The 20187-nt window shown below is 69.6% G+C and carries 22 protein-coding genes; 4 read left to right on the top strand and 18 right to left on the bottom strand.

The genetic code is table 11. From position 1 onward, the window contains the following. Position 1: 1 nt before the first annotated feature. On the bottom strand, positions 2-1396 hold the full coding sequence (locus AB3M90_RS06795) for a deoxyguanosinetriphosphate triphosphohydrolase (protein WP_412950829.1): 1395 nt from the start codon (positions 1394-1396) through the stop codon (positions 2-4). Then, a complete protein-coding gene (gene dusB / locus AB3M90_RS06800) occupies positions 1386-2561 on the bottom strand; it encodes a tRNA dihydrouridine synthase DusB (RefSeq protein ID WP_412950830.1) in 1176 nt (391 codons plus the stop codon). The genes AB3M90_RS06795 and dusB overlap by 11 nt, the downstream gene beginning before the upstream one ends. A gap of 59 nt (positions 2562-2620) precedes the next feature. Between dusB and AB3M90_RS06805 the strand changes: the two genes are divergently transcribed. Next, positions 2621-3115 carry a glutathione peroxidase gene (locus AB3M90_RS06805; RefSeq protein ID WP_412950831.1) on the top strand — a complete coding sequence of 165 codons (495 nt, stop codon included), beginning with the start codon at positions 2621-2623 and terminating at the stop codon, positions 3113-3115. Here AB3M90_RS06805 and AB3M90_RS06810 read toward each other — a convergent pair. Then, on the bottom strand, positions 3112-3798 hold the full coding sequence (locus AB3M90_RS06810; RefSeq protein ID WP_412950833.1) for a DsbA family oxidoreductase: 687 nt from the start codon (positions 3796-3798) through the stop codon (positions 3112-3114). The genes AB3M90_RS06805 and AB3M90_RS06810 overlap by 4 nt on opposite strands. 227 nt (positions 3799-4025) lie before the next feature. Between AB3M90_RS06810 and AB3M90_RS06815 the strand changes: the two genes are divergently transcribed. Then, positions 4026-4241, top strand: coding sequence for a hypothetical protein (locus tag AB3M90_RS06815; RefSeq protein WP_412950834.1), 216 nt, complete (start codon positions 4026-4028; stop codon positions 4239-4241). Here the strand turns inward: AB3M90_RS06815 and AB3M90_RS06820 are convergent. Both AB3M90_RS06820 and recO read right to left on the bottom strand, forming a co-directional pair. Continuing rightward, the gene (locus AB3M90_RS06820; RefSeq protein WP_412950835.1) at positions 4181-4984 is read right to left on the bottom strand and encodes an isoprenyl transferase; all 804 of its coding nucleotides are present in this window, start codon (positions 4982-4984) and stop codon (positions 4181-4183) included. The genes AB3M90_RS06815 and AB3M90_RS06820 overlap by 61 nt on opposite strands. Next, positions 4981-5724 carry a DNA repair protein RecO gene (gene recO / locus AB3M90_RS06825; protein WP_412950836.1) on the bottom strand — a complete coding sequence of 248 codons (744 nt, stop codon included), beginning with the start codon at positions 5722-5724 and terminating at the stop codon, positions 4981-4983. The genes AB3M90_RS06820 and recO overlap by 4 nt, the downstream gene beginning before the upstream one ends. A gap of 34 nt (positions 5725-5758) precedes the next feature. Between recO and AB3M90_RS06830 the strand changes: the two genes are divergently transcribed. After that, positions 5759-6451: a trimeric intracellular cation channel family protein gene (locus AB3M90_RS06830; protein ID WP_412950837.1), complete on the top strand. Its 693-nt coding sequence runs from the start codon at positions 5759-5761 to the stop codon at positions 6449-6451. 188 nt (positions 6452-6639) lie between these two features. On the opposite strand, the gene leuA is transcribed toward AB3M90_RS06830, so the two are convergent. The 12 genes from leuA to AB3M90_RS06890 all read right to left on the bottom strand — a co-directional run bounded on the left by leuA (position 6640) and on the right by AB3M90_RS06890 (position 18788). Continuing rightward, positions 6640-8394, bottom strand: coding sequence for a 2-isopropylmalate synthase (leuA, locus tag AB3M90_RS06835; RefSeq protein ID WP_412950838.1), 1755 nt, complete (start codon positions 8392-8394; stop codon positions 6640-6642). A 166-nt stretch (positions 8395-8560) separates the two neighbouring features. Continuing rightward, positions 8561-9532 (bottom strand): NADP-dependent oxidoreductase, encoded by a 972-nt coding sequence (locus AB3M90_RS06840; RefSeq protein ID WP_412950839.1) that lies wholly within the window; start codon positions 9530-9532, stop codon positions 8561-8563. A 1-nt stretch (position 9533) separates the two neighbouring features. After that, the gene (gene era, locus AB3M90_RS06845; RefSeq protein ID WP_412950840.1) at positions 9534-10427 is read right to left on the bottom strand and encodes a GTPase Era; all 894 of its coding nucleotides are present in this window, start codon (positions 10425-10427) and stop codon (positions 9534-9536) included. Further along, a complete protein-coding gene (locus AB3M90_RS06850) occupies positions 10420-11712 on the bottom strand; it encodes a hemolysin family protein (RefSeq protein ID WP_412950842.1) in 1293 nt (430 codons plus the stop codon). The genes era and AB3M90_RS06850 overlap by 8 nt, the downstream gene beginning before the upstream one ends. After that, on the bottom strand, positions 11709-12167 hold the full coding sequence (gene ybeY, locus AB3M90_RS06855; RefSeq protein WP_412950844.1) for an rRNA maturation RNase YbeY: 459 nt from the start codon (positions 12165-12167) through the stop codon (positions 11709-11711). Before ybeY ends, AB3M90_RS06850 begins: the two co-directional genes overlap by 4 nt. Before the next feature lie 16 nt (positions 12168-12183). Continuing rightward, entirely contained in the window at positions 12184-13227 is a 1044-nt protein-coding gene (locus AB3M90_RS06860; protein WP_412951247.1) for a PhoH family protein, read from the bottom strand. Positions 13228-13306: 79 nt separating this feature from the next. Continuing rightward, entirely contained in the window at positions 13307-13657 is a 351-nt protein-coding gene (locus AB3M90_RS06865) for a histidine triad nucleotide-binding protein (RefSeq protein ID WP_412950846.1), read from the bottom strand. Positions 13658-13892: 235 nt separating this feature from the next. Beyond that, positions 13893-14621 (bottom strand): 16S rRNA (uracil(1498)-N(3))-methyltransferase, encoded by a 729-nt coding sequence (locus AB3M90_RS06870; RefSeq protein ID WP_412950848.1) that lies wholly within the window; start codon positions 14619-14621, stop codon positions 13893-13895. A 2-nt stretch (positions 14622-14623) separates the two neighbouring features. Next, entirely contained in the window at positions 14624-15739 is a 1116-nt protein-coding gene (dnaJ, locus tag AB3M90_RS06875) for a molecular chaperone DnaJ (protein ID WP_412950850.1), read from the bottom strand. 38 nt (positions 15740-15777) lie between these two features. Next, a complete protein-coding gene (gene hrcA / locus AB3M90_RS06880) occupies positions 15778-16809 on the bottom strand; it encodes a heat-inducible transcriptional repressor HrcA (protein WP_412950851.1) in 1032 nt (343 codons plus the stop codon). 91 nt (positions 16810-16900) lie between these two features. Continuing rightward, positions 16901-18118 (bottom strand): radical SAM family heme chaperone HemW, encoded by a 1218-nt coding sequence (gene hemW, locus AB3M90_RS06885; RefSeq protein ID WP_412950852.1) that lies wholly within the window; start codon positions 18116-18118, stop codon positions 16901-16903. Between the two features lie 16 nt (positions 18119-18134). Then, positions 18135-18788 carry a DUF1990 domain-containing protein gene (locus AB3M90_RS06890; protein WP_412951248.1) on the bottom strand — a complete coding sequence of 218 codons (654 nt, stop codon included), beginning with the start codon at positions 18786-18788 and terminating at the stop codon, positions 18135-18137. A 310-nt stretch (positions 18789-19098) separates the two neighbouring features. Between AB3M90_RS06890 and AB3M90_RS06895 the strand changes: the two genes are divergently transcribed. Continuing rightward, entirely contained in the window at positions 19099-19692 is a 594-nt protein-coding gene (locus AB3M90_RS06895) for a GIY-YIG nuclease family protein (protein ID WP_412950853.1), read from the top strand. Positions 19693-19708: 16 nt separating this feature from the next. Here AB3M90_RS06895 and AB3M90_RS06900 read toward each other — a convergent pair whose 3' ends face one another. Then, positions 19709-20185 (bottom strand): DUF1990 family protein, encoded by a 477-nt coding sequence (locus AB3M90_RS06900; protein ID WP_412950854.1) that lies wholly within the window; start codon positions 20183-20185, stop codon positions 19709-19711. Positions 20186-20187 lie beyond the last annotated feature (2 nt).

The raw sequence follows: 20187 nt of genomic DNA on the forward strand, positions 1-20187 counted from the left end.
GTCAGCGGGCCCCTTCGGCGACGGGCCGCCTTCCGACGTGCGAGCGCGCACCCGGGCGGACGTGCCTCGGCGTCCAGATGCCGACCTCCGCCGGATCGATCTCCCCGACGAGGCGGTTGTGCCAATCGATGGCGCTCTGATCGGTGAGGCTCGCGATCTGATCCACGACGACGCGCGCCCGCGCGGCGTCGTCGACCGCATCGTGGAAGTCGGCCGCGAACGCCGGCTCGAGCACGTCGGCGCCGGCCGACCACAGGGCGTCGGTCGACCACAGTGAATCGGCCAGCCGGGTGAGCACCCGCCGCTGCTCCTTGTAGACGCCCTTGCGCGCGTCGATGGTGACGATCGCCTGCCCCATGATGCCCTTGAGCACCGCGATCTCCGCCTCGACCACGCGCGGAACCACGACGTGGGCGTTGTAGCGCACGAGCGCATGGCCGCCGAAGGCCTCGCGCGTGGCGAAGACGGCCGCACGCGCGAACCGGCCGATGAGGTCGCTGGTCAGGTTCTTGAGCCGGGCGAGCGCCTGTCGTGAGCGGTCGAAGGAGGCGAGCCACATCGGCTGCGACGCCAGTCGGTAGAGCGCATCGGCCAGCTCGTCACGCGTGAAGTCGTATCCGACCCACTGCTGGATGCGGCCGACGAGCGCATCGTGCTCCCGCGGTTCGGCGAGCTGCGCGACGTCGACGTAGCCGTTGACGATCGCATCCTCGAAGTCGTGCACCGAGTAGGCGATGTCGTCGGAGAGGTCCATGATCTCGGCCTCGATGCAGCGGAGCCGACCGGGAGCCCCCTCGCGCATCCAGCGGAACACCGCCTCGTCGTCGGGGTACACGCCGAACTTGAGTCGTCCGCTGGGGTCGGGCACCGGGCTGTCGACCGTCCACGGGTACTTGCAGGTCGCGTCGAGGCTCGCCCGGGTCAGATTGAGACCGACCGACCGCTCACCCTCGTCGAGCACCTTGGCCTCGAGCCGGGTGAGGATGCGCAGCGACTGCGCGTTGCCTTCGAAGCCCCCGATGTCCGCGGCCCATTCGTTCAGGGCGCGCTCGCCGTTGTGCCCGAACGGCGGGTGCCCGAGGTCGTGGCTCAGGCAGGCGGTGTCGACGACGTCGGCGGAGACGCCGAGGGCTGCGGCGAGCTCCCTGCCGACCTGGGCGACCTCGAGGGAGTGGGTGAGGCGGTTGCGCGCGAAGTCGGCGGTGCTGGCGGGACTCAGCACCTGGGTCTTCGCGGCGAGACGGCGCAGCGCCGCGGAGTGCAGGACCCGGGCCCGGTCTCGCGCGAAGTCGTCGCGCTCGGAGCGATGCGTCTCGGCGAAGAACCGCTCGGCGTCGCGGGGATCGTAGCCGTCGGCGCGGTGCCCGCCCCGGCCTGTCGAAGCGTCAGCCGCCACTGTTCTCGATCTCCGCTCCGCGCATCATCTCCGACGCCGACGACTCGATCTCGCGGGACTCGAGCCACTTGTCCGGCAGGGCGGTGCGCTTCGGATGGCCGGCGCGCCCGCGCTGGCCTTCGGCATCCGCCCCGGGGTAGGGCGCGGAACGATCGAGCCGACCCAGCAGCTCGTCGATCTCCGCCAGGCTGGACGCGGTGGCGAGACCCGTGCGGATGTCGCCGCCGACCGGGTAGCCCTTGAAGTACCACGAGACGTGCTTGCGGATGTCGCGGCATCCGCGGTCCTCGTCCTCGAAGAACTCGACGAGCAGCTGCGCGTGACGGCGGAACGCGTCGGCGACGAAGCCGAGCGTCGCGTCGACCACCCGACCGCCTTCCGAGCTCGTCGACGGGCTCGCGCCGAAAGCGGCGGCCAGCTCGCCGAAGAGCCACGGACGACCGAGGCAGCCGCGTCCGACGACGACGCCGTCGCAATCGGTCTGCTCCATCATGCGCACGGCGTCGTCGGCCGACCAGATGTCGCCGTTGCCGAGCACCGGGATGCTGGTGACCGCCTGCTTCAGCTCCCCGATCGCATTCCAGTCGGCGAAGCCGGAGTAGAACTCGCTCGCCGTGCGGGCATGGAGCGCGACGGCGGCAGCCCCCGCGTCTTCCGCGGCCCGGCCGGCGTCGAGGAAGGTGAGGTGGTCGCGGTCGATGCCCTTGCGCATCTTCACCGTGAGAGGGAGCGGGCCCGCGGCCTTCACGGCCTGCTGCACGATCTCGGCGAACAGCCGCGACTTCCAGGGAAGCGCGGCGCCTCCGCCTCGGCGCGTGACCTTGGGCACCGGACACCCGAAGTTGAGGTCGATGTGGTCGGCGTGATCTTCCGCGACGATGATGCGCACGGCTTCGGCGATGGTCTTCGGGTCGACGCCGAAGAGCTGGATCGACCGCGGCGTCTCGGACTCGTGATGCCGGATCAGGCGCATGGTCGTCTCGTTGCGTTCGACCAGTGCCCGCGACGTGATCATCTCGCTGACGTAGAGCCCGGCCCCGTACTCGCGACACAGCCGACGGAAGGCGGTGTTCGTGATCCCCGCCATGGGTGCGAGGACGACCGGCACGTCGAGTTCGATCGGGCCGATGCGGAGGGGGCGGGCGGTGGCGGTCGCGAGAGTCATGTCGTCTCCATTCTCCCAGACGACGAGCCGGTGCGGATGCGGCGACCTAAGCTGTGCATATGACCGATTCCGCGCTCCGTTCGATCCCCTTCACCGACGCTCAGGGCAACGAGAAGACCCTCGACGACCTCGGCGCCGACGTGGTCCTCGTCGTCAACGTCGCCTCGAAGTGCGGCCTGACCCCGCAGTACGAACAGCTCGAGGAACTGCAGCGCCTCTACGGCGATCGCGGGTTCAGCGTCGTCGGGTTCCCGTGCAACCAGTTCTTCGGCCAGGAGCCCGGTTCGGTCGACGAGATCCTCGAGTTCTGCTCGACGACCTACGGCGTCACCTTCCCGGTGAACGACAAGGTCAAGGTCAACGGGCGCAACGCAGCCGAGCTGTACAAGGCCCTCAAGCAGACGGCGGATGCCGATGGCAAGGCGGGGCGGGTGGAGTGGAACTTCGAGAAGTTCCTCGTGCTGCCCGACGGCGACGTGCTGCGCTTCCGGCCCAAGCAGAAGCCGGACGCTCCCGAGATCGTGGAGGCGATCGAGGCGGCCCTGACCCGCTAGGCGGTCGCCTCTTCCGGCTCGACCTCGCCGCGCTTCGCCCACAGGTCGCGGAGCACGTTCTCGAAGGCCGCCGGCGGCTGCGCGCCGCTGATGCCGTACTGGCCGTCGATGACGAAGAACGGCACGCCCTGTATTCCGTACGCTCGGGCCTGAGCCTGATCCTGCCGGACGGCCGGAAGGTACCGCTCCGTCTCCAGCGCCTCGCGGGCGGCATCCGCGGCGAGCCCGACCTCCGTCGCGAGCGTGACGAGGTCGTCGACCCGCCCGACGTGCCTGCCCTCGGTGAAGTACGCCGACATGAGGCGCTCCTCCATCTCGTGCTGGAGGCCCTCGGCCTTCGCGAAGTGCAGCAGTTCGTGCGCCTTCACGGTGTTCGTGTGCTGGAGCAGGTCGAACCGGTACTCGAGACCGGCGTTCGCCGCGACGCCCGTGACGTTGGAGAGCATCTGCTCGACCTGTGCGCGCGGCATGCCCTTGTGCCCGGCGAGGAAGTCGATCTCGTCTCCGTCGAAGTCGACCGGGGTGTCGGGCGAGAGCTCGAACGAGTGGAAGGTGATGGTCACCTGTGGAGCGTCGTCATCGGATGCCGTGGCTTCGAGGCCCTTCTCGAGGTTGCGCTTGCCGATGTAGCACCAGGGGCAGGCGATGTCGGACCAGATGTCGATCGAGATGGGTTCAGTCACACTCCCATCAAACCGCATCCGCAGGAGAGCTATTCCGGTCGATAGGATTCTCGGATGCTCTCCGCCGACGATCCCCTGCCGATCCGGCCCGATCGGGTGCTGATCGCCGGCGTCTCAGGGTCGGGGAAAACCACCCTCGCCCGACGTATCGGCGAAGCGTGGGGATTACGACACGTCGAGATCGACGCGCTGTTCCACGGGCCGAACGGGAACCCGGACCGTGGAACATGCTCAACCGGGATCCCGAGAAGAACATCCTCGCCTGGCAGACGAAGACGCTGCGTCTCTGGGCCGAGCGTCTCCCCCTTCTCCAGGAGCAGTTCCCCCACCTCACCATCGTGCGGATGCGCCATCCGCGCGAGACCGAGGGGTGGCTGCGCGCTCAGGCGGACGCGTCCGGGGCGTCGACCGCCCCGCCGAAGCGCCGGTCGCGCGAGAGGTAGATGCCGATCGCACGCCACAGCTCCTCGCGCGAGAAGTCCGGCCACAGCGTGTCGAGGAACACCATCTCGGCGTACGCCGACTCCCACAGCAGGAAGTTCGACGTGCGCTGCTCCCCCGAGCTCCGCACGAACAGATCGACGTCGGGCATGTCGGGCACGTACAGGTGACGACGGATCATCTTCTCGCTGATCGCGCTGGGCTTCACCCGTCCTGCCGCGACATCCGCCGCGATCGCCCGCATCGCGTCGACCAGCTCGATGCGTCCTCCGTAGTTGACGCACATCGTGAGAGTCAGCACGTCGTTGCCGCGCGTCAGCTGCTCGGCGTACTGCAGCTCCTTGATGACGCTGCCCCACAGCCGCGGCTTGCGCCCCGCCCATCGCACCCGCACGCCCCACTCGTTGAGCTGGTCGCGTCGGCGGTGCAGCACGTCGCGGTTGTAGCCCATGAGGAAGCGCACCTCCTCGGGCGAGCGCGCCCAGTTCTCGGTCGAGAACGCGTAGACCGACAGGTGCTTCACCCCGGCCTGGATGGCACCGGCGACGACGTCGAGCAGCACCTCCTCCCCTGCCTTGTGCCCCTCGATGCGATTCAGTCCGCGGCGGTTCGCCCACCGGCCGTTGCCGTCCATCACGATCGCCACGTGCTCGGGCACGGCGGGGAAGTCGGGCGGCTGCACGCCCGTCCAGTCGAGCGGGCGGTAGGCCACGGCGTCCTTGTGGGTGTACGGCTTCGGGCTCACCGTGCCCCTTCCCCTCGGATGTCGGATACGTGGGACAACGAACGGATGCCGCGTTCCAGATGCCACTGGGCGTAGGCCGAGATCAGCCCCGACGCGGCGGCGGTGTCGGAAGGAGGCGCCGCGTCGATGACGTCCCATTCGCCGCGCATCAGGGAGCGCAGCAGCGACAGGGTCTTCTCCGCCACGCGCGGACTGCCCGCCGGGGCGTCATTGACGCACACCACCCCGCCCAGCTGTCCGACGAAGTGCGTGTGCGGCCCGGGTGCGGCGCAGCGCGCGCAGTCGTCGAGAGACGGGGCCCAGCCCGACAACGCCATCACCCGCAGCAGATAGGAGTCGAGGATGCTGCGCGGAACGTGCTCGCCGCGCGAGAGCGCCCTCAGGCCGCCGACCAGGAGCAGGTACTGCTCGGGGGTGGCCTCGGCGTCGCTGAGGCGGTCGGCCGTCTCGACCATGGCGTTCGCCGACGTGAAGCGGTCGTAGTGAGCGGCGATGTCGGTTCCGTAGGACCCGAGCGACTCGGCCTGCTGGACGATGTCGAGAGAGCGGCCCTGATAGAGCTGCACGTCGGCCACCATGAAGGGCTCGAGCCGCGAGCCGAACTTCGACGAGGTGCGACGCACGCCCTTCGCCACCGCGCGCACCTTGCCGTGCCGACGCGAGAGCATGGTGACGATGCGATCCGCCTCACCCAGCTTGTGGGTGCGCAGGATCACCACTTCGTCTCGGTACGTGGGCACCTCTCGATTATCCTCCGTGCGGAAGAATGGACGGGTGACCGAACCGCTCTTCACCATTCCGCTGTGGGCGGACCTTCTCGGCGTCGGTCTCGGCGGGGTGCAGGGTGCGCTTTTCGCGTCGGGGTTCCAGGGGCAGCGGCGGCTGGACTGGCTCGGCGTCGCCATCATCGGCATCATGATCGGCATGGGCGGCGGCCTCATCCGCGACATCCTGCTCGGACAGACCCCGGCCACGCTGCAGAGCAACTGGTACCTGCTGACCGCTGTGGGCGCCGCCCTGCTGGGCATGCTGCTCGCGGGACTCTTCACCCGACTGAACACCGTCATCGTCGTGCTGGACGCCGTGGTGATCGGCATGTTCGGCGCGTTCGGGACGAGCAAGGCCATCGCCCTCGGAATCCCACCCGTGCCCGCCGTGTTCATCGGGGTGTGCGCGGCCGTCGGCGGCAGCATCCTCCGCGACATGCTCATGGGACTCCCGACGGCGATCATGCACGTGGGCTCCCTCTACGCCGTCGCAGCGGGAGCGGGATGCACCTTCATCGTGATCGCGAACGCGTTCGGCGTGCCGATCACCCTCGCCGCGATCATCGGGATCGTCGTCACGGCGATCATCCGCGTGCTGGCTGTCAGCTTCGACGTGTCGCTGCCCGAGCAGCGGCGGCTCTACCGGCGCAAGGTCGCGGCCGAGACCGGCGCGATCGCGATCGTCAAGCCGCGCGACTGAACGCGGCCCGGGGGCGTGACCCCTGGGTCCCTGAGCGTGTCGAAGGGCGTGACCCCTGGGTCCCTGAGCTCGTCGAAGGGTCCTACGCGACGCTTCGACAGGCTCAGCGACCCAGGTCCGACAGGCTCAGCGACCCAGGTCGGACAGGCTCAGCGACCCAGGTCGGACAGGCTCAGCGACCCAGGAACTCAGACCGCGGCGAGCTCCGACTGGCGGGCACGGATCGAACGGTTCACGCCCGACACGATCGCCTTGAGCGACGCCGTCGAGATGTCACCGTCGATGCCGACGCCCCACAGCCGCTGGTCGCCGACCTGCAGTTCGACGTAGGCCGCAGCCTGCGCGTCGCCGCCGGCACTGAGCGCGTGCTCGACGTAGTCGTAGACGGTGATGTCGAAGCCCTGCGCGCGCAGCACCTCGACGAATGCGGCCACCGGGCCGTTGCCCGCACCCGCGACCGCGAGCTGCTGCTCGTCGTCGCGCAGCACCACGTCGAGCACGACCTCGCCGGACATGTCGCTGCGGGTCTGCGTGGCGAGCAGCTCGAAGCGTCCCCACTTGGCCGTGGCGTCGTCGGCGGGCAGGTACTCGTCGTTGAAGATCGACCAGATCTGGTCGGACGTGACCTCGCCGCCTTCGGCATCCGTCTTGGCCTGCACGACGCCTGAGAACTCGATCTGCAGCTTGCGGGGCAGGTCGATCGCGTGATCCGACTTCAGCAGGTAGGCGACGCCGCCCTTGCCGGACTGCGAGTTGACGCGGATGACCGCCTCGTACGACCGGCCGAGGTCTTTCGGGTCGACCGGCAGGTAGGGCACGGCCCACTCGATCTCGTCGACGGTCACGCCACGCGACTCGGCCGTCGCGGCCATCGCCTCGAACCCCTTCTTGATGGCGTCCTGATGCGAGCCGCTGAATGCGGTGAAGACCAGGTCGCCCGCCCAGGGGCTGCGCTCGGGCACGGGCAACTGGTTGCAGTACTCCACCGTGCGCTTGACCTGGTCGATGTCGCTGAAGTCGATCTGCGGATCGATTCCCTGGGTGAACATGTTGATGCCCAGTGCGACCAGGTCGACGTTGCCCGTCCGCTCGCCATTGCCGAACAGGCATCCCTCGATGCGGTCGGCGCCGGCCATGTAACCGAGCTCGGCGGCCGCGATCGCCGTGCCGCGGTCGTTGTGCGGATGCAGCGAGAGGATGACGTTCTCGCGGTGGTTCAGGTGCCGGCTCATCCACTCGATCGAGTCGGCGTAGACGTTCGGCGTGGCCATCTCGACGGTCGCCGGCAGGTTGATGATGACCTTGCGGTCGGGCGTCGGCTCGAAGACGTCGATGACCTGGTTGCAGACGTCGACCGCGAACTCGAGCTCCGTGCCGGTGTAGCTCTCGGGCGAGTACTCGTAGTACACCTTCGTGTCGGGGATGGTCTTCTCGAACTTCCGGCACAGGCGCGCACCCTCGAGCGCGATGTCGATGATGCCCTGCCTGTCGGTGCGGAAGACGACCTCGCGCTGCAGCACGCTGGTCGAGTTGTAGAGGTGCACGATGGCCTGCTTGGCGCCGGCGATCGATTCGTAGGTGCGCTCGATGAGGTGCTCGCGCGCCTGCGTCAGCACCTGGATCGTGACGTCGTCGGGGATCAGGTTCTCCTCGATGAGCTGGCGCACGAAGTCGAAGTCGGTCTGGCTCGCCGACGGGAAGCCGACCTCGATCTCCTTGTAGCCCATGCTCACGAGGAGCTCGAACATCACCCTCTTGCGCTCGGGCGACATGGGGTCGATGAGGGCCTGGTTGCCGTCGCGCAGATCGACGGCGCACCAGCGCGGGGCCTCGGTGATGCGGGCGTCGGGCCAGGTGCGGTCGGGCAGGTCGACGGCGATCTGCTCGTGGAACGGTCGGTACTTCTGGATCGGCATCGCGGACGGACGCTGAGTGTTCTTCATGGTGGGCTTCTTCTCTTCGTCAAGATGTACGGGCCAACACGAGCGCCGCGACGAGGAAGGCCCTAGCTCTCAGGACTCGTCGCGGCAGCTAAGAAGAAGCAGACCGCCGAAAGGCATGGGGCCATGCTAGCAGGCGTGCGGACCACGGATCGACCGTGGGCGGCGATCAGGCGGATGCCGTCACTTCGCCGGCGGGGACGAGGGCGAGCTTGCCGCCGGGGTGTCCGCCGGCGAGGATCTTCAGGGCGGCGGGCGCCTCTTCGAGAGGGAAGGTCTCGGCGACCGGCACGACCAGGTCGCCGTTCTGCGCGAGCGCGATGAGATCGGCGCGGACCTCGTCGCGGAATCGGGCGCTGTCCGGCATCGATCCGGCGATCGCGATGATGCCGTCGTCGCGCGCCCGGTCGAAGGCCGCGATCGTGACGATGCGACGCCGGTCGGCGATCAGTTCCAGCGAGACGTCGATCGCCTCCGCGGTGCCGACGGCGTCGAGCGCCGCCACGACGGCTCCGCCCGCCGCGGCGCGCGCGCGGTCCGACAGACCCGGGCCGTATTCGACGGGGATCCCGCCGAACTCCCGCACGACGTCGGCGCGCGCCGCACTCGCCGTGCCGATGACCCGCACGCCCCGGAGGGCCGCCTGCTGCAGCACGCTCACGCCCACTGCTCCCGACGCGCCGTGCAGCAGGACGGTCTCGCCGGGGGCGGCTCCGGTCACCCAGAGCATCTCGGCGGCGGTCGTCCCCGCCAGTAGGAGGTTCGCCGCTTCGGGGTGGCTCAGCGTGCTCGGCTTGACGAAGGCCTTCTCGGCGGGGATCGTGAGCTCCTCGGCGTAACCTCCGCTCACCCGGAACGCCACGACCTGATCGCCGACCTCCGCCGCTCCGGAGCCGATGCGGGTGTCCGGGCCGATCGCCACGATCTCGCCCGAGATCTCGTACCCGATGGCCACCGGAAGCTCCGTACCGGGTCGGGGCGCGGCGACGTGCTTCGCGTCTGCCGGGTTGACGCCGGCGGCACGCACACGAACCGTGATCTCTCCCTCGCCGGGCGCGGCGACGTCGTGCTCGACGAACTCCCAGCCGGAGGGGTCACCCCACGAGGGGGCGATCCAGTGACGGGCGCGACGCGGCATCATGTCAGAATCCGAGGCGGCCGAGCTGCTTCGGGTCGCGCTGCCACTCCTTGGCGACCTTCACGTGCAGCCCCAGGAAGACGCGGGTGCCCAGCAGCTCCTCGATGCCCGCGCGCGCCCGGGCGCCGACGTCGCGCAGCCGCTTCCCCTTGTGCCCGATGATGATCGCCTTCTGACTGTCGCGCTCCACGACGATCGAAGCATGCACGTCGGTGAGGTCGCTGTTCTCACGGGGCGCGATGTCGTCGATGATGACGGCGATGGAGTGCGGGAGCTCGTCGCGCACGCCGTCGAGCGCAGCTTCGCGGATCATCTCGGCGATGCGGTCCTCCTGCGACTCGTCGGTCGCGACACCCTCCGGGTACAGAGCCGGCCCCTCGGGCATCAGGCTCAGCACCTCGTCCGCGAGCACGTCGAGCTGGTCGCGGGTCAGCGCGGAGAGCGGGATGACCGCCGCCCAGTCCTCGCGGAGCGAATCGACCTCCATCAGCCTCTCGGCGATCTCGTCGCGGCCCGCGGCATCCGTCTTCGTCACGATCGCGATCTTCTTCGCGCGCGGGTATCCGTCGAGCGACGCGGCGATGCGCCGGTCGCCCGGTCCGACCTTCTCGGTCGCCGGCACGCAGAATCCGATCACGTCGACATCGCCCAGCACCTGCTCGACCAGGTCGTTGAGCCGCTCCCCGAGGAGGGTGCGCGGTTTGTGGATCCCCGGGGTGTCGACGATGACGAGCTGGCCGTCAGGCCGGTTGACGATGCCGCGGATGGCGCGGCGGGTCGTCTGCGGCTTCTCGCTGGTGATGGCGATCTTCTCGCCGACCAGGGCGTTGGTGAGCGTCGACTTCCCGACGTTCGGGCGCCCCACGAACGTCACGAACCCGCTTCTGCTCTCAGTCATCGCGCTCTCCCTCTTCCTGCGACGTCTCGGGCTCGTCCGCCGCGCGTTCGACGAACACCGTGGCGATGCCGCGGCCGCGGCCGCGGGATGCGCCTCCGGTGAGCACCAGACCCGACACGGTCGCCGTCGCGCCCGGCTGCGGCACCTGCTCGAGCTCCTTGCCCAGCAGCCCGCCGATCGAGTCGACGTCGTCGTCTTCGAGCTCGAGACCGAACAGGTCTCCGACGTCTTCCAGCGAGAGGCGGGCGCTGACGCGATACCGTCCGTCACCGAGCTCGACGACCTCGGCGGAGACCTGGTCGTACTCGTCCGAGATCTCACCGACGAGCTCCTCGATGAGATCCTCCAGCGTGACGAGTCCCGAGATGCCGCCGTGCTCGTCGATCACGAGGCACACGTGCACCGCGTCGCGCTTCATCTGCTGCAGCAGCGTCTCGGCGCGCATCGACTCCGGGACGAAGGTGGCCGGTCGCGCGATGGGACGGATGGATGCTGCGCGCCAGGCGCTGTCGTCGCGATACGCGAACTGCACGAGATCCTTCAGGTACAGCACGCCGACCACGTCGTCGGCCTCGTCGTCGACGACCGGCATGCGCGAGACGCCCCGGTGGAGGAAGAGCGACATCGCCTCGTCGGTGGTCGCCGTGGCGTCGACCGTGACCATCTCGGTGCGCGGCACCATCACGGCGCGCACGAACTGGTCGGTGAAGTCGAACACCGAATGGATGAGGTCGCGGTCGTCCTCCTCGATCAGGTCGTTCGACGCCGCCTCGTCGACCATGTTGAGGAGCTGATCCTCGCTGGTGAAGGAGCTGCGTCCTCCTCCGGGGGTGACGCGCTTGCCCAGCACGACGAGACCCTGCGCGATCGGTCCGAGGATGATCCGCAGCGCCCGCACGATCGACGCGCTTCCGCGGATCATGCCCTCGGCGTGCTGTCGCCCGAAGGCCCGCGGACTCGCCCCGACCAGCACGAACGTGATGCCGGTCATCAGCACCGCGGCCGCGAGCATCGCCAGCCAGTTGTTCTCGATGAGGATCGTGAAGGCCACGGTGACCAGCACGGCCGCGGTGACCTCGGCCAGGACCCGGATGAACGCCACGGCGTTGACGTGCGCATCGAGGTCGCCGGCGATCCGCCCGAGCGCCTTCGCCCGGCGCCCCTCGGTCGACATCTCCTCCAGGGTGGCCCGGGAGACGACTCCGTAGGCGGCGTCGATCGCCGACATCAGGCCTCCGAACGCCACCAGCAGCACGGCGGCGATGAGCAGGAGGGTCGCGGTCATCGTCGGCGCTCGGCCGCGGCGAAGCCCTGGATGAGCTCCTTCTGCAGACCGAACATCTCACGCTCCTCGTCGGGCTCGGCGTGATCGAATCCGAGCAGGTGCAGCAGTCCGTGCGTCGTCAGCAGGATCAGCTCGTCCATGAGGCTGTGTCCGGCGGCCTGCGCCTGGGCCTCGGCGACCTGCGGGCAGAGCACGATGTCGCCCAGCAGACCGGGCGGCGTCGGGCGATCCTCGCTGCCGGGTCGCAGCTCGTCCATCGGGAAGCTCAGCACGTCGGTGGGCCCGGGCTCGTCCATCCACTGCACGTGGAGGGCCTCCATGGCGCCCTCGTCGACGAGCACGATCGCCACCTCGGCATCCGGGCTGACGTGCAGCTGCGCGAGGTTGAAATCGGTCAGCCGCTGCAGAACGGTCTCGTCGACGTCGATGGCCGACTCGTTGTTGATCTCGATCATGCCTGTGCTCGTTTCATCAGGAGAGGCCTCGTTTCGGCATCCGATCGCGCGGGCCCGGGCGCTGGCCACCGCGCCGCTCGGTCCGTGCATCCGGTCCCTGAGCCTGTCGAAGGGCCGCGGCCTGCTCCCGCTCATACCGCTGCGCCGTGCGCTTCTCGTCGTACTCGCTGTACGCGTCGACGATCCGGCCGACCAGCGAATGACGCACGACGTCGTCGCTGGTCAATCGGGAGAAGTGGATGTCGTCGATCCCGTCGAGAACCCGCGTCACGAGTCGCAGGCCCGACGCACCCTGCGGAAGGTCCACCTGCGTGATGTCGCCGGTCACCACCATCTTCGTGCCGAAGCCGAGGCGCGTCAGGAACATCTTCATCTGCTCGGGGGTCGTGTTCTGCGCCTCGTCGAGCACCACGAAAGAGTCGTTCAGCGTACGCCCGCGCATGTACGCCAGCGGAGCGACCTCGATCGTGCCCGTGGCCATGAGCCGAGGGACGATCTCGGGGTCCATCATCTCGTTGAGCGCGTCGTACAGAGGCCGCAGGTAGGGGTCGATCTTGTCGGTCAGCGTCCCCGGCAGGAATCCGAGGCGCTCCCCCGCCTCGACGGCCGGACGGGTGAGGATGATGCGTGTCACCTCCTTGCGCTGCAGAGCCTGCACGGCCTTGGCCATCGCGAGGTAGGTCTTGCCCGTTCCGGCGGGACCGATGCCGAAGACGATCGTGTTCTCCTCGATCGCGTCGACGTACTCCTTCTGCCCGAGGGTCTTCGGGCGGATCACCCTGCCGCGGGTGGAGAGGATGGCCTCGCCCAGCACCTCGCTCGGTCGGAGTCCGCCGTCCTGGCGGAGCATACGGGCCGAACTCGACACATCGCTCGGGGCGAGGTCGTGGCCCGCCTTCGTCATCGCGAGCAGTTCGTCGACCAGATTCTTCGCCGCCGCGACCGCCTCGTGGCCGCCGCTCAGCGTGATCTCGTTGCCGCGCACCAGCACCTGCACGTCGCGGTGCTCCTTCTCGAGCATCCGCAGCAGCCGGTCCTGCGGGCCGAGCAGCTGCACCATGGCGACGCCGTCGGCGTAGATCTTCTCGACCGCCTCGGGCGCGGGGGCTCCCAGGCGACGCTCCTGCGGTTCGGGGTTGTCAGGCACCGACGCTCTTCTCTGTCAGTCCCCCGGCCAGCACATGGGCGTGGACGTGGAAGACGGTCTGTCCGGCGTTCGCGCCGGTGTTGAAGACGAGGCGGAAGTCGCCGTCGTCGGTGTGCTGCGCCGCGAGCTCGCGGGCGAACGAGACGATCTCGGCCAGAAGCTCCGGGTCGCCGGAGGCGAGTTCCGCCACGTCGCGGTACTCGGCGGTCTTGGGGATCACCAGCAGGTGCATCGGCGCCTGCGGAGCGATGTCGCGCACGGCGAACACGCGATCTGTCTCACCGATGATCTCGGCCGGGATCTCCCCGTTCAGGATGCGCGTGAAGATCGAGGGTTCCGTCATGCTCTCCAGTCTACTGACGGCCCCGACGTCGGGTCGGGGCGCGCCCCGTCGAAGGTCCCTGAGCCTGTCGAAGGGTCCCTGAGCCTTTCGATGGGTCCCTGAGCCTGTCGATGGGTCCCTGAGCCTGTCGATGGGTCCCTGAGCCTGTCGATGGGTCCCTGAGCCTGTCGATGGTTCCCTGAGCCTTTCGATGGGTCCCTGAGCCTGTCGATGGGTCCCTGAGCCTGTCGAAGGGTCACCAGCGGCCGAGTGCGACCGACAGCACCGCGATGGCCGCCGGGCCGGCCGTCGACGTCCTCAGCACGGTCTCGCCGAGGAGCACGCGCTCCGCGCCGGCCGTCGTCAGACGATCGAGCTCGTCGGCGGAGATGCCGCCCTCGGGACCGACCACCAGCACGAGGTCGCGTCCGTCCGGGTGCAGCTCGGAGAGACGGACGGATGCCGTGGGGTCGAGCAGCAGCATCCGCTCCTCGGCGGCCCGCCCGGCGAGCTGCGCCGTGGTCACCGGAGCGCCGACCATCGGCACCCACGCGCGGTGCGCCTGCTTCGCCGCCTCGCGCACGATGGTGGTCCACCGCTCACGTCCCTTCGCGGCCTTCGGTCCCTCCCAGCGGGAGACGCTGCGCGCCGCCTGCCACGGGACGATCTCGTCGACGCCGAGTTCGCAGGCCGCCTGCACGGCGAGCTCGTCGCGGTCGCCCTTCGCGAGCGCCTGGACGAGCGTGATGCGCGGCGAGGGAGACGCGGTCTCCTCCCGAGCGGTCACGCGCACGTCGACCCGGCCGGGCGACACCTGCTCGGCCGCGCCGGTCAGCCACACCCCGGCGCCGTCTCCGACGGTCACCGCCTCGCCGACGCGCAGGCGCCGCACCACCGCCGCATGCTTCGCCTCGGCGCCGGTCAGCGTCACGACGTCGCCGACGGCGGCGCCGGTCGCCGTCTCGACGAGGAAGTGCAGGGCCACGATCAGTGCGCGCGGAAGCGATCGCGGAGCTTCGAGAACAGCCCCTGCTGGAACTGCGCCAGCTGCGGAGCCGGCGCCTTGGCCTTCTTCGCGAAGTCCTCGATGAGGGCGCGCTGCGCCGAGTCGAGCCTGGTCGGCGTCACCACCTGCACGCCGACGCGCAGATCACCGCGCTGGGTGCCGCGCAGCGGCGTGATGCCGCGCCCCTTGATCGTCAGCACGTCGCCCGACTGCACACCGGGGCGGATCTCGAGCTCGACCTCGCCGTCGAGCCCCTGGATCGAGGTCTCGGTGCCGAGGATGGCGTCGGTCATGGCGACTTCGAGAGTCGCCAGCAGGTCGTCGCCCTCGCGGCTGAACGCCGGGTGCGCGTTGACCGTCACCTCGACGTAGAGGTCGCCGTTCGGACCGCCGGCCCGGCCGACCTCGCCGGAGCCGGGCAGCTGCAGGCGGAGTCCGGTCTCGACGCCGGCGGGGATGTCGAGCGACACCGTGCGACGCGACCGCACGCGTCCTTGCCCGCCGCAGGTGCCGCACGGGTACGGGATGGTCGTCCCGTAGCCCTCGCAGGTGCCGCAGGGCTGCGAGGTGACGACGTTGCCGAGCAGGCTGCGCACCTGTCGCTGCACATGCCCGGTGCCCCCGCAGATGTCGCAGGTCACCGGCGAGGTGCCCTCCTGGCAGCACGAGCCATGACAGGTCTCGCACAGCACGGCCGTGTCGACCTCGATGTCGCGGTGGGCGCCGAAGACCACGTCGCCCAGATCGAGCGAGACCCGCACCAGCGCATCCTGACCGCGCTCACGGCGCGACCGCGGCCGTCCGCCGCGGCCACCGCCCTGAGCGGCGCCGAAGAACGTCTCGAAGATGTCGCCGAAGCCGCCGAATCCGCCGAAGCCGCCTGCTCCGCCCTCGCCGCCGCCCATGTCGTAGCGGCGCCGCGAGTCCTCGTCGCTCAGCACGTCGTAGGCGTGGGTGACGAGCTTGAACTTCTCCGCCGCGTCGTCGCCCGGGTTCACATCCGGGTGCAGCTGGCGCGCCAATCGCCGATACGCCTTCTTGATCTCATCGGTGGATGCGTCCCGGGACACCCCGAGAATCTCATAGTGGTCGGCCACGATCGCCTTTCTGCGTGTGATCTCGTGCGGCCCCCGCGTCAGCGGGCGGCCTCGTCTTCGTCGAGCATCCGCGACAGGTAGCGGGCGACCGCCCGCGCCGCCGCGAGATTGCTCGGATAGTCCATGCGGGTGGGTCCCATCACGCCGACGCGCGCCGTGCCGCTCGGGGCGGCGTAGTTGCTGGCGACGATCGACGCCTCACCGAGCCCGAACGGCGCGTTCTCGGTGCCGATGCTCGCCGCGAGACCATGCTCGTCGGTGACCATCTCGCTCATCAGGCGCAGCAGCGTGACCTGTTCCTCGATCGCCTCGAGAAGCGGATGGATGCTGCCGCGGAAGTCGTGCTCCCGTCGCGCGAGCGTGGCGGCGCCGGCCATCACGAGCCGCTCCTGCCGGAACTCGCCGAGCTCTTCGATCACGACCGCGGCGAGGGTGCGAAGTGCGGTATCCTGCGGCCGGTCCTCGACGGCGATGAGATTCTGCAGCCGCTCCGCCGCATCGCTGACCGCCTGACCGGTGATGAGTGACGACAGCCGCGCGCGGAGCAGCGCGACGTCGGATTCGTCGACGTCGACCGGCAGCGGGGTGACGCGCTGCGACACGCCGCCCGCATCGGTGACGAGGACGATGAGCATGCGGTTCGGGGCGAGAGGCACGAGCTCGAGGTGCGTCAGATGCGCCCGGGCGAACGACGGGTACTGGGCGAGCGCGACCTGTCCGGTGAGCTGCGTGAGCACCCGCACCGTGCGGATCATGAGGTCGTCGAGATCGGCGGGCGCGGTGAGGAACGACTCGATCGCCGTGCGCTGCGCGACGCTGAGCGGCCGCAGCTGGGCGAGGTGGTCGACGAAGACCCGATATCCCTTGTCGGTGGGAACGCGGCCCGATGAGGTGTGCGGGGCGGTGATCAGCTCTTCGTCCTCGAGCAGCGCCATGTCGTTGCGGATCGTCGCCGCCGACACCCCGAACGCGTAGCGGTCGACGATCGAGCGGCTGCCGACGGGCTCGTGCGTCTCGACGTAGTCCTGCACGATCGCTCGGAGGACCTGGAGCCCTCGCTCTGAGACCATGGCCTTCCCCTTCCGCTCGCTCCCGGACGCTCGTTGGCACTCTGACGTCCCGAGTGCCAATCCTACCGCGCGCAGCAGACGAAGCTCTGAGTCAGTCGGCCAGTTCGCGCACCACGGCGTCGGCGAGCAGCCGCCCGCGCAGTGTCAGCTGGATCCGGCCGCGGATCGCGGCTGCGGGATCGACCAGTCCGTCCGCGATCAGGCCCGCCACCCGAGTCCTCTTCGCCGACGGGAGATGGTCGATCGCGATGCCCTCGCGGATGCGGCTCTGCAGCAGGATCCGCTCCAGCATCCGCGATTCCTCGTCGGGGCGCTCCGTGCCGGCGGCGGGCGATTCGGATGCCGCGAGCCGCTGCGCGTATGCGGCCGGATGCTTGACGTTCCACCAGCGCAGCCCGGCGACGTGGCTGTGCGCGCCAGGCCCGAAGCCCCACCAGTCGCTCCCCCGCCAGTACGCCAGGTTGTGCCTCGAGCGGTCCGCGGTCGTGCGGGCCCAGTTGCTGACCTCGTACCACTCGAATCCCGCGGACGCGAGACGGCTGTCGGCCAGCTCGTACATGTCGGCCTGCAGGTCGTCGTCAGGCGTCGGCACCTCGCCGCGCCGGATCTGACGGGCGAGCTTCGTGCCGTCCTCGATGATGAGCGCGTAGGCCGAGATGTGGTCGGACTCGAGCGCGAGCGCAGCGTCGAGCGACGCCTCCCAGTCACCCAGCGACTCGCCAGGCGCGCCGTAGATCAGATCGACGCTGACGTCGAGCCCGGCGTCCTTCGCCGCGGCGACCGCCGTTCGCACGTTGTCGGGGCGATGCGTGCGGTCGAGGGCGGCCAGCACGTGCGGCACGGCCGACTGCATGCCGATCGACAGGCGGTTCACGCCGGCTGCGGCGAGCGTGCGGGCGACCTCGGGGGTGACCGTGTCGGGGTTGGCCTCGACCGTCACCTCGGCGCCGTCGACCAATCCGAAGCCGGATGCCGCGGCGTCGAGCATCCGCCCCAGATCGCCTGCCGGCAGCAACGTCGGCGTTCCGCCGCCGAAGAACACCGTGTCCATCGGGCGCAGCGCTCCCGCCTCGGACAGCACCCGATGGGCGAGCGCGATCTCTCCGACGAGGGTGTCGGCGTAGGCGTCCTGCGTCGCTCCGCGGAGTTCGCTCGACGTGTAGGTGTTGAAGTCGCAGTAGCCGCATCGCACGCGGCAGAAGGGCACGTGCAGATACGCCGAGAACGGAACCGCGGTGTCGATCGGGAGGTCGCCGGGTAGGCGCCCGTCGGACGGCGCGGGATCACCGAGCGGGAGTAGTCCCGCCATCAGAGTGGCGTCGGCATCAGACGGGCGTCGCGTACAGCGGCGAGATGGCGCGGAGGTAGCGAGCGAACAGCTCACGACGGCGGCGCTTCACGAGCGCCGGGACGAGGCGGTAGAGGAAGGAGTTCGGCGCGTCGAAGGCGCGCACCGTGAACCACACCTCGTCATTGTCTTCGCGCCATTCGACGTCGAACGACTCCTCGCCGCTGACCACCGAGCCGCCGACCGTCCCGAGCACGAAGCCGATGCGCCGCGTCTCCTCCGTGACCGAGATGACCCGCAGTTCGGCGTCGGCGCGCATGCCGCCGATGCGTCCCTTCAGGTGGAGGGTCATGCCGGCGCCGACGAACGGCGTGCCCTCGGCGTCGTACCGCGGCTCGACGTCGCGCTTGCTCGGCGCGATGGGATTGCCCTCGGCGTCGAAGCTCACCCCGGCGTAGGCGGGGCCGGGAGCCGGGCGCACGTCTTCGATCGAGAGGCCGGCGGCGCGCTGGGCGGTCCACGACAGCAGTGCCTCCCCCGCCGTCTGGAAGCGCTCGACGCCGCTGCCGATCCGCCACGACTCTTCCGCGGGAACGCTCCGCTCCGGCGGGTACTGCATCAGATCGGGCGCGTGGGTGGCACCCACGGCCGCATAGTCCACCGTGTCGTCTCGGAAAGTCCCGCGCCGCATGGGTTCCAGCCTACTTCGGCTTCCCTGGGTGGTCACCCTCGGTCCCCGAGCCCGTCGAAGGGCCCCTGGGTCCCTGAGCCTGTCGAAGGGCCCCTGGGTCCCTGAGCCTGTCGAAGGGCCCCAGGTCCCTGAGCCCGTCGAAGGGCCCTGGGTCCCTGAGCCCGTCGAAGGGCCCTGGGTCCCTGAGCCTGTCGAAGGGCCCTGGGTCCCTGAGCCTGTCGAAGGGCCCTGGGTCCCTGAGCCTGTCGAAGGGCCGGTACGACTTTTCCACAGGGCCGTCCGCATCGCGCCTCCCGCGACAGACTGAGTCATGCCCTGGACCTACATTCTCGAATGCCGTGACGGCTCGTTCTACACCGGAAGCACCAACGGAGAGCTGGAATCGCGCGTGTGGGAGCACAATCACGACGACGAGTTCGCCGCGACGTTCACGCGCAAGCGTCGCCCGGTCTCGCTCGTCTACGCGGAACGATTCGACACCGTAGATGCAGCGTTCCGGCGGGAGAAGCAGATCCAGGGCTGGAGTCGTGCGAAGAAGCAGGCACTGATCGAGTTGCGCGGTCGGGATCTGCCGCGGCTGTCGAGGAATCGCGCAGCCGACGCTTCGACAGGCTCAGCGACCCAACCGGGGCACGGCTCAGCGACCCAACCGGGGCACGGCACACCCACCCCGTCCGGCAACGCTTCGACAGGCTCAGCGACCCAACCGGGGCACAGCTCAGCGACCCAACCAGGGCACGGCTCAGCGACCCAACCGAGGCACGGCTCAGCGACCCAACCAGGGCACGGCACACCCACCCCGTCCGGCAACGCTTCGACAAGCTCAGCGACCCAACCAGGGCACGGCTCAGCGACCCAACCGGGGCACGGCTCAGCGACCCGACCGCGACGCCTGGGTCCCTGAGCCTGTCGAAGGGCCGTCACACCTCGGCGGCGGCATCCTGCACGATGCGGACGTAGCGGTCGTGCGCCCGGCGCTGCAGGAGGCGAAGAGCCGGCGAGACGAGCATCCAGAACCAGGTCGACGACCGCGAGACCGACCGCGCCGAGAACCATCCGTCGTCGTCGAGCCGGAATGACTCCTCGCCGTAGATCGGGTGCCCCGGCCGCGTCTCGTAGCCGAAGCCCCGCGCATCCGCCCAGACGACGCGAACGGGCTCGGAGAAGCGCATGCCGAGCAGACGAGCGACCAGAACGCCCTCCGCATCGGGAACCGGAGCGTCCGACGGCACCTCGAACCCAGCCCGCCGCTTGAACTCCCACGAGCTCACGAGAGCGGCGACCCGCGCGTGCGCCTCGGGCGACACGCGCGCCCGACGCTCCGACGCCGTCATCCCCGGGGGCACGGCGACGAGCGGATGCCGCGTGATGCCGCGCCCGTACGCCGGCAGGCGCACGG

The sequence above is a fragment of the Microbacterium martis genome, assembly GCF_047246685.1.
Taxonomy (GTDB): Bacteria; Actinomycetota; Actinomycetes; order Actinomycetales; family Microbacteriaceae; genus Microbacterium.

What these genes read in the sequence shown, in the direction of transcription:
- ybeY (WP_412950844.1), bottom strand. Translation starts at nt 12,167, where the DNA reads ATGATCGAGATCAACAACGAGTCGGCCATCGACGTCGACGAGACCGTT.
- AB3M90_RS06850 (WP_412950842.1), bottom strand. Translation starts at nt 11,712, where the DNA reads ATGACCGCGACCCTCCTGCTCATCGCCGCCGTGCTGCTGGTGGCGTTC.
- AB3M90_RS06805 (WP_412950831.1), top strand. Translation starts at nt 2,621, where the DNA reads ATGACCGATTCCGCGCTCCGTTCGATCCCCTTCACCGACGCTCAGGGC.
- AB3M90_RS06815 (WP_412950834.1), top strand. Translation starts at nt 4,026, where the DNA reads ATGCTCAACCGGGATCCCGAGAAGAACATCCTCGCCTGGCAGACGAAG.
- AB3M90_RS06860 (WP_412951247.1), bottom strand. Translation starts at nt 13,227, where the DNA reads ATGGTGCAGCTGCTCGGCCCGCAGGACCGGCTGCTGCGGATGCTCGAG.
- hrcA (WP_412950851.1), bottom strand. Translation starts at nt 16,809, where the DNA reads ATGGTCTCAGAGCGAGGGCTCCAGGTCCTCCGAGCGATCGTGCAGGAC.
- AB3M90_RS06890 (WP_412951248.1), bottom strand. Translation starts at nt 18,788, where the DNA reads ATGCGGCGCGGGACTTTCCGAGACGACACGGTGGACTATGCGGCCGTG.
- era (WP_412950840.1), bottom strand. Translation starts at nt 10,427, where the DNA reads ATGACTGAGAGCAGAAGCGGGTTCGTGACGTTCGTGGGGCGCCCGAAC.
- AB3M90_RS06865 (WP_412950846.1), bottom strand. Translation starts at nt 13,657, where the DNA reads ATGACGGAACCCTCGATCTTCACGCGCATCCTGAACGGGGAGATCCCG.
- hemW (WP_412950852.1), bottom strand. Translation starts at nt 18,118, where the DNA reads ATGGCGGGACTACTCCCGCTCGGTGATCCCGCGCCGTCCGACGGGCGC.
- leuA (WP_412950838.1), bottom strand. Translation starts at nt 8,394, where the DNA reads ATGAAGAACACTCAGCGTCCGTCCGCGATGCCGATCCAGAAGTACCGA.
- dusB (WP_412950830.1), bottom strand. Translation starts at nt 2,561, where the DNA reads ATGACTCTCGCGACCGCCACCGCCCGCCCCCTCCGCATCGGCCCGATC.
- AB3M90_RS06840 (WP_412950839.1), bottom strand. Translation starts at nt 9,532, where the DNA reads ATGATGCCGCGTCGCGCCCGTCACTGGATCGCCCCCTCGTGGGGTGAC.
- AB3M90_RS06895 (WP_412950853.1), top strand. Translation starts at nt 19,099, where the DNA reads ATGCCCTGGACCTACATTCTCGAATGCCGTGACGGCTCGTTCTACACC.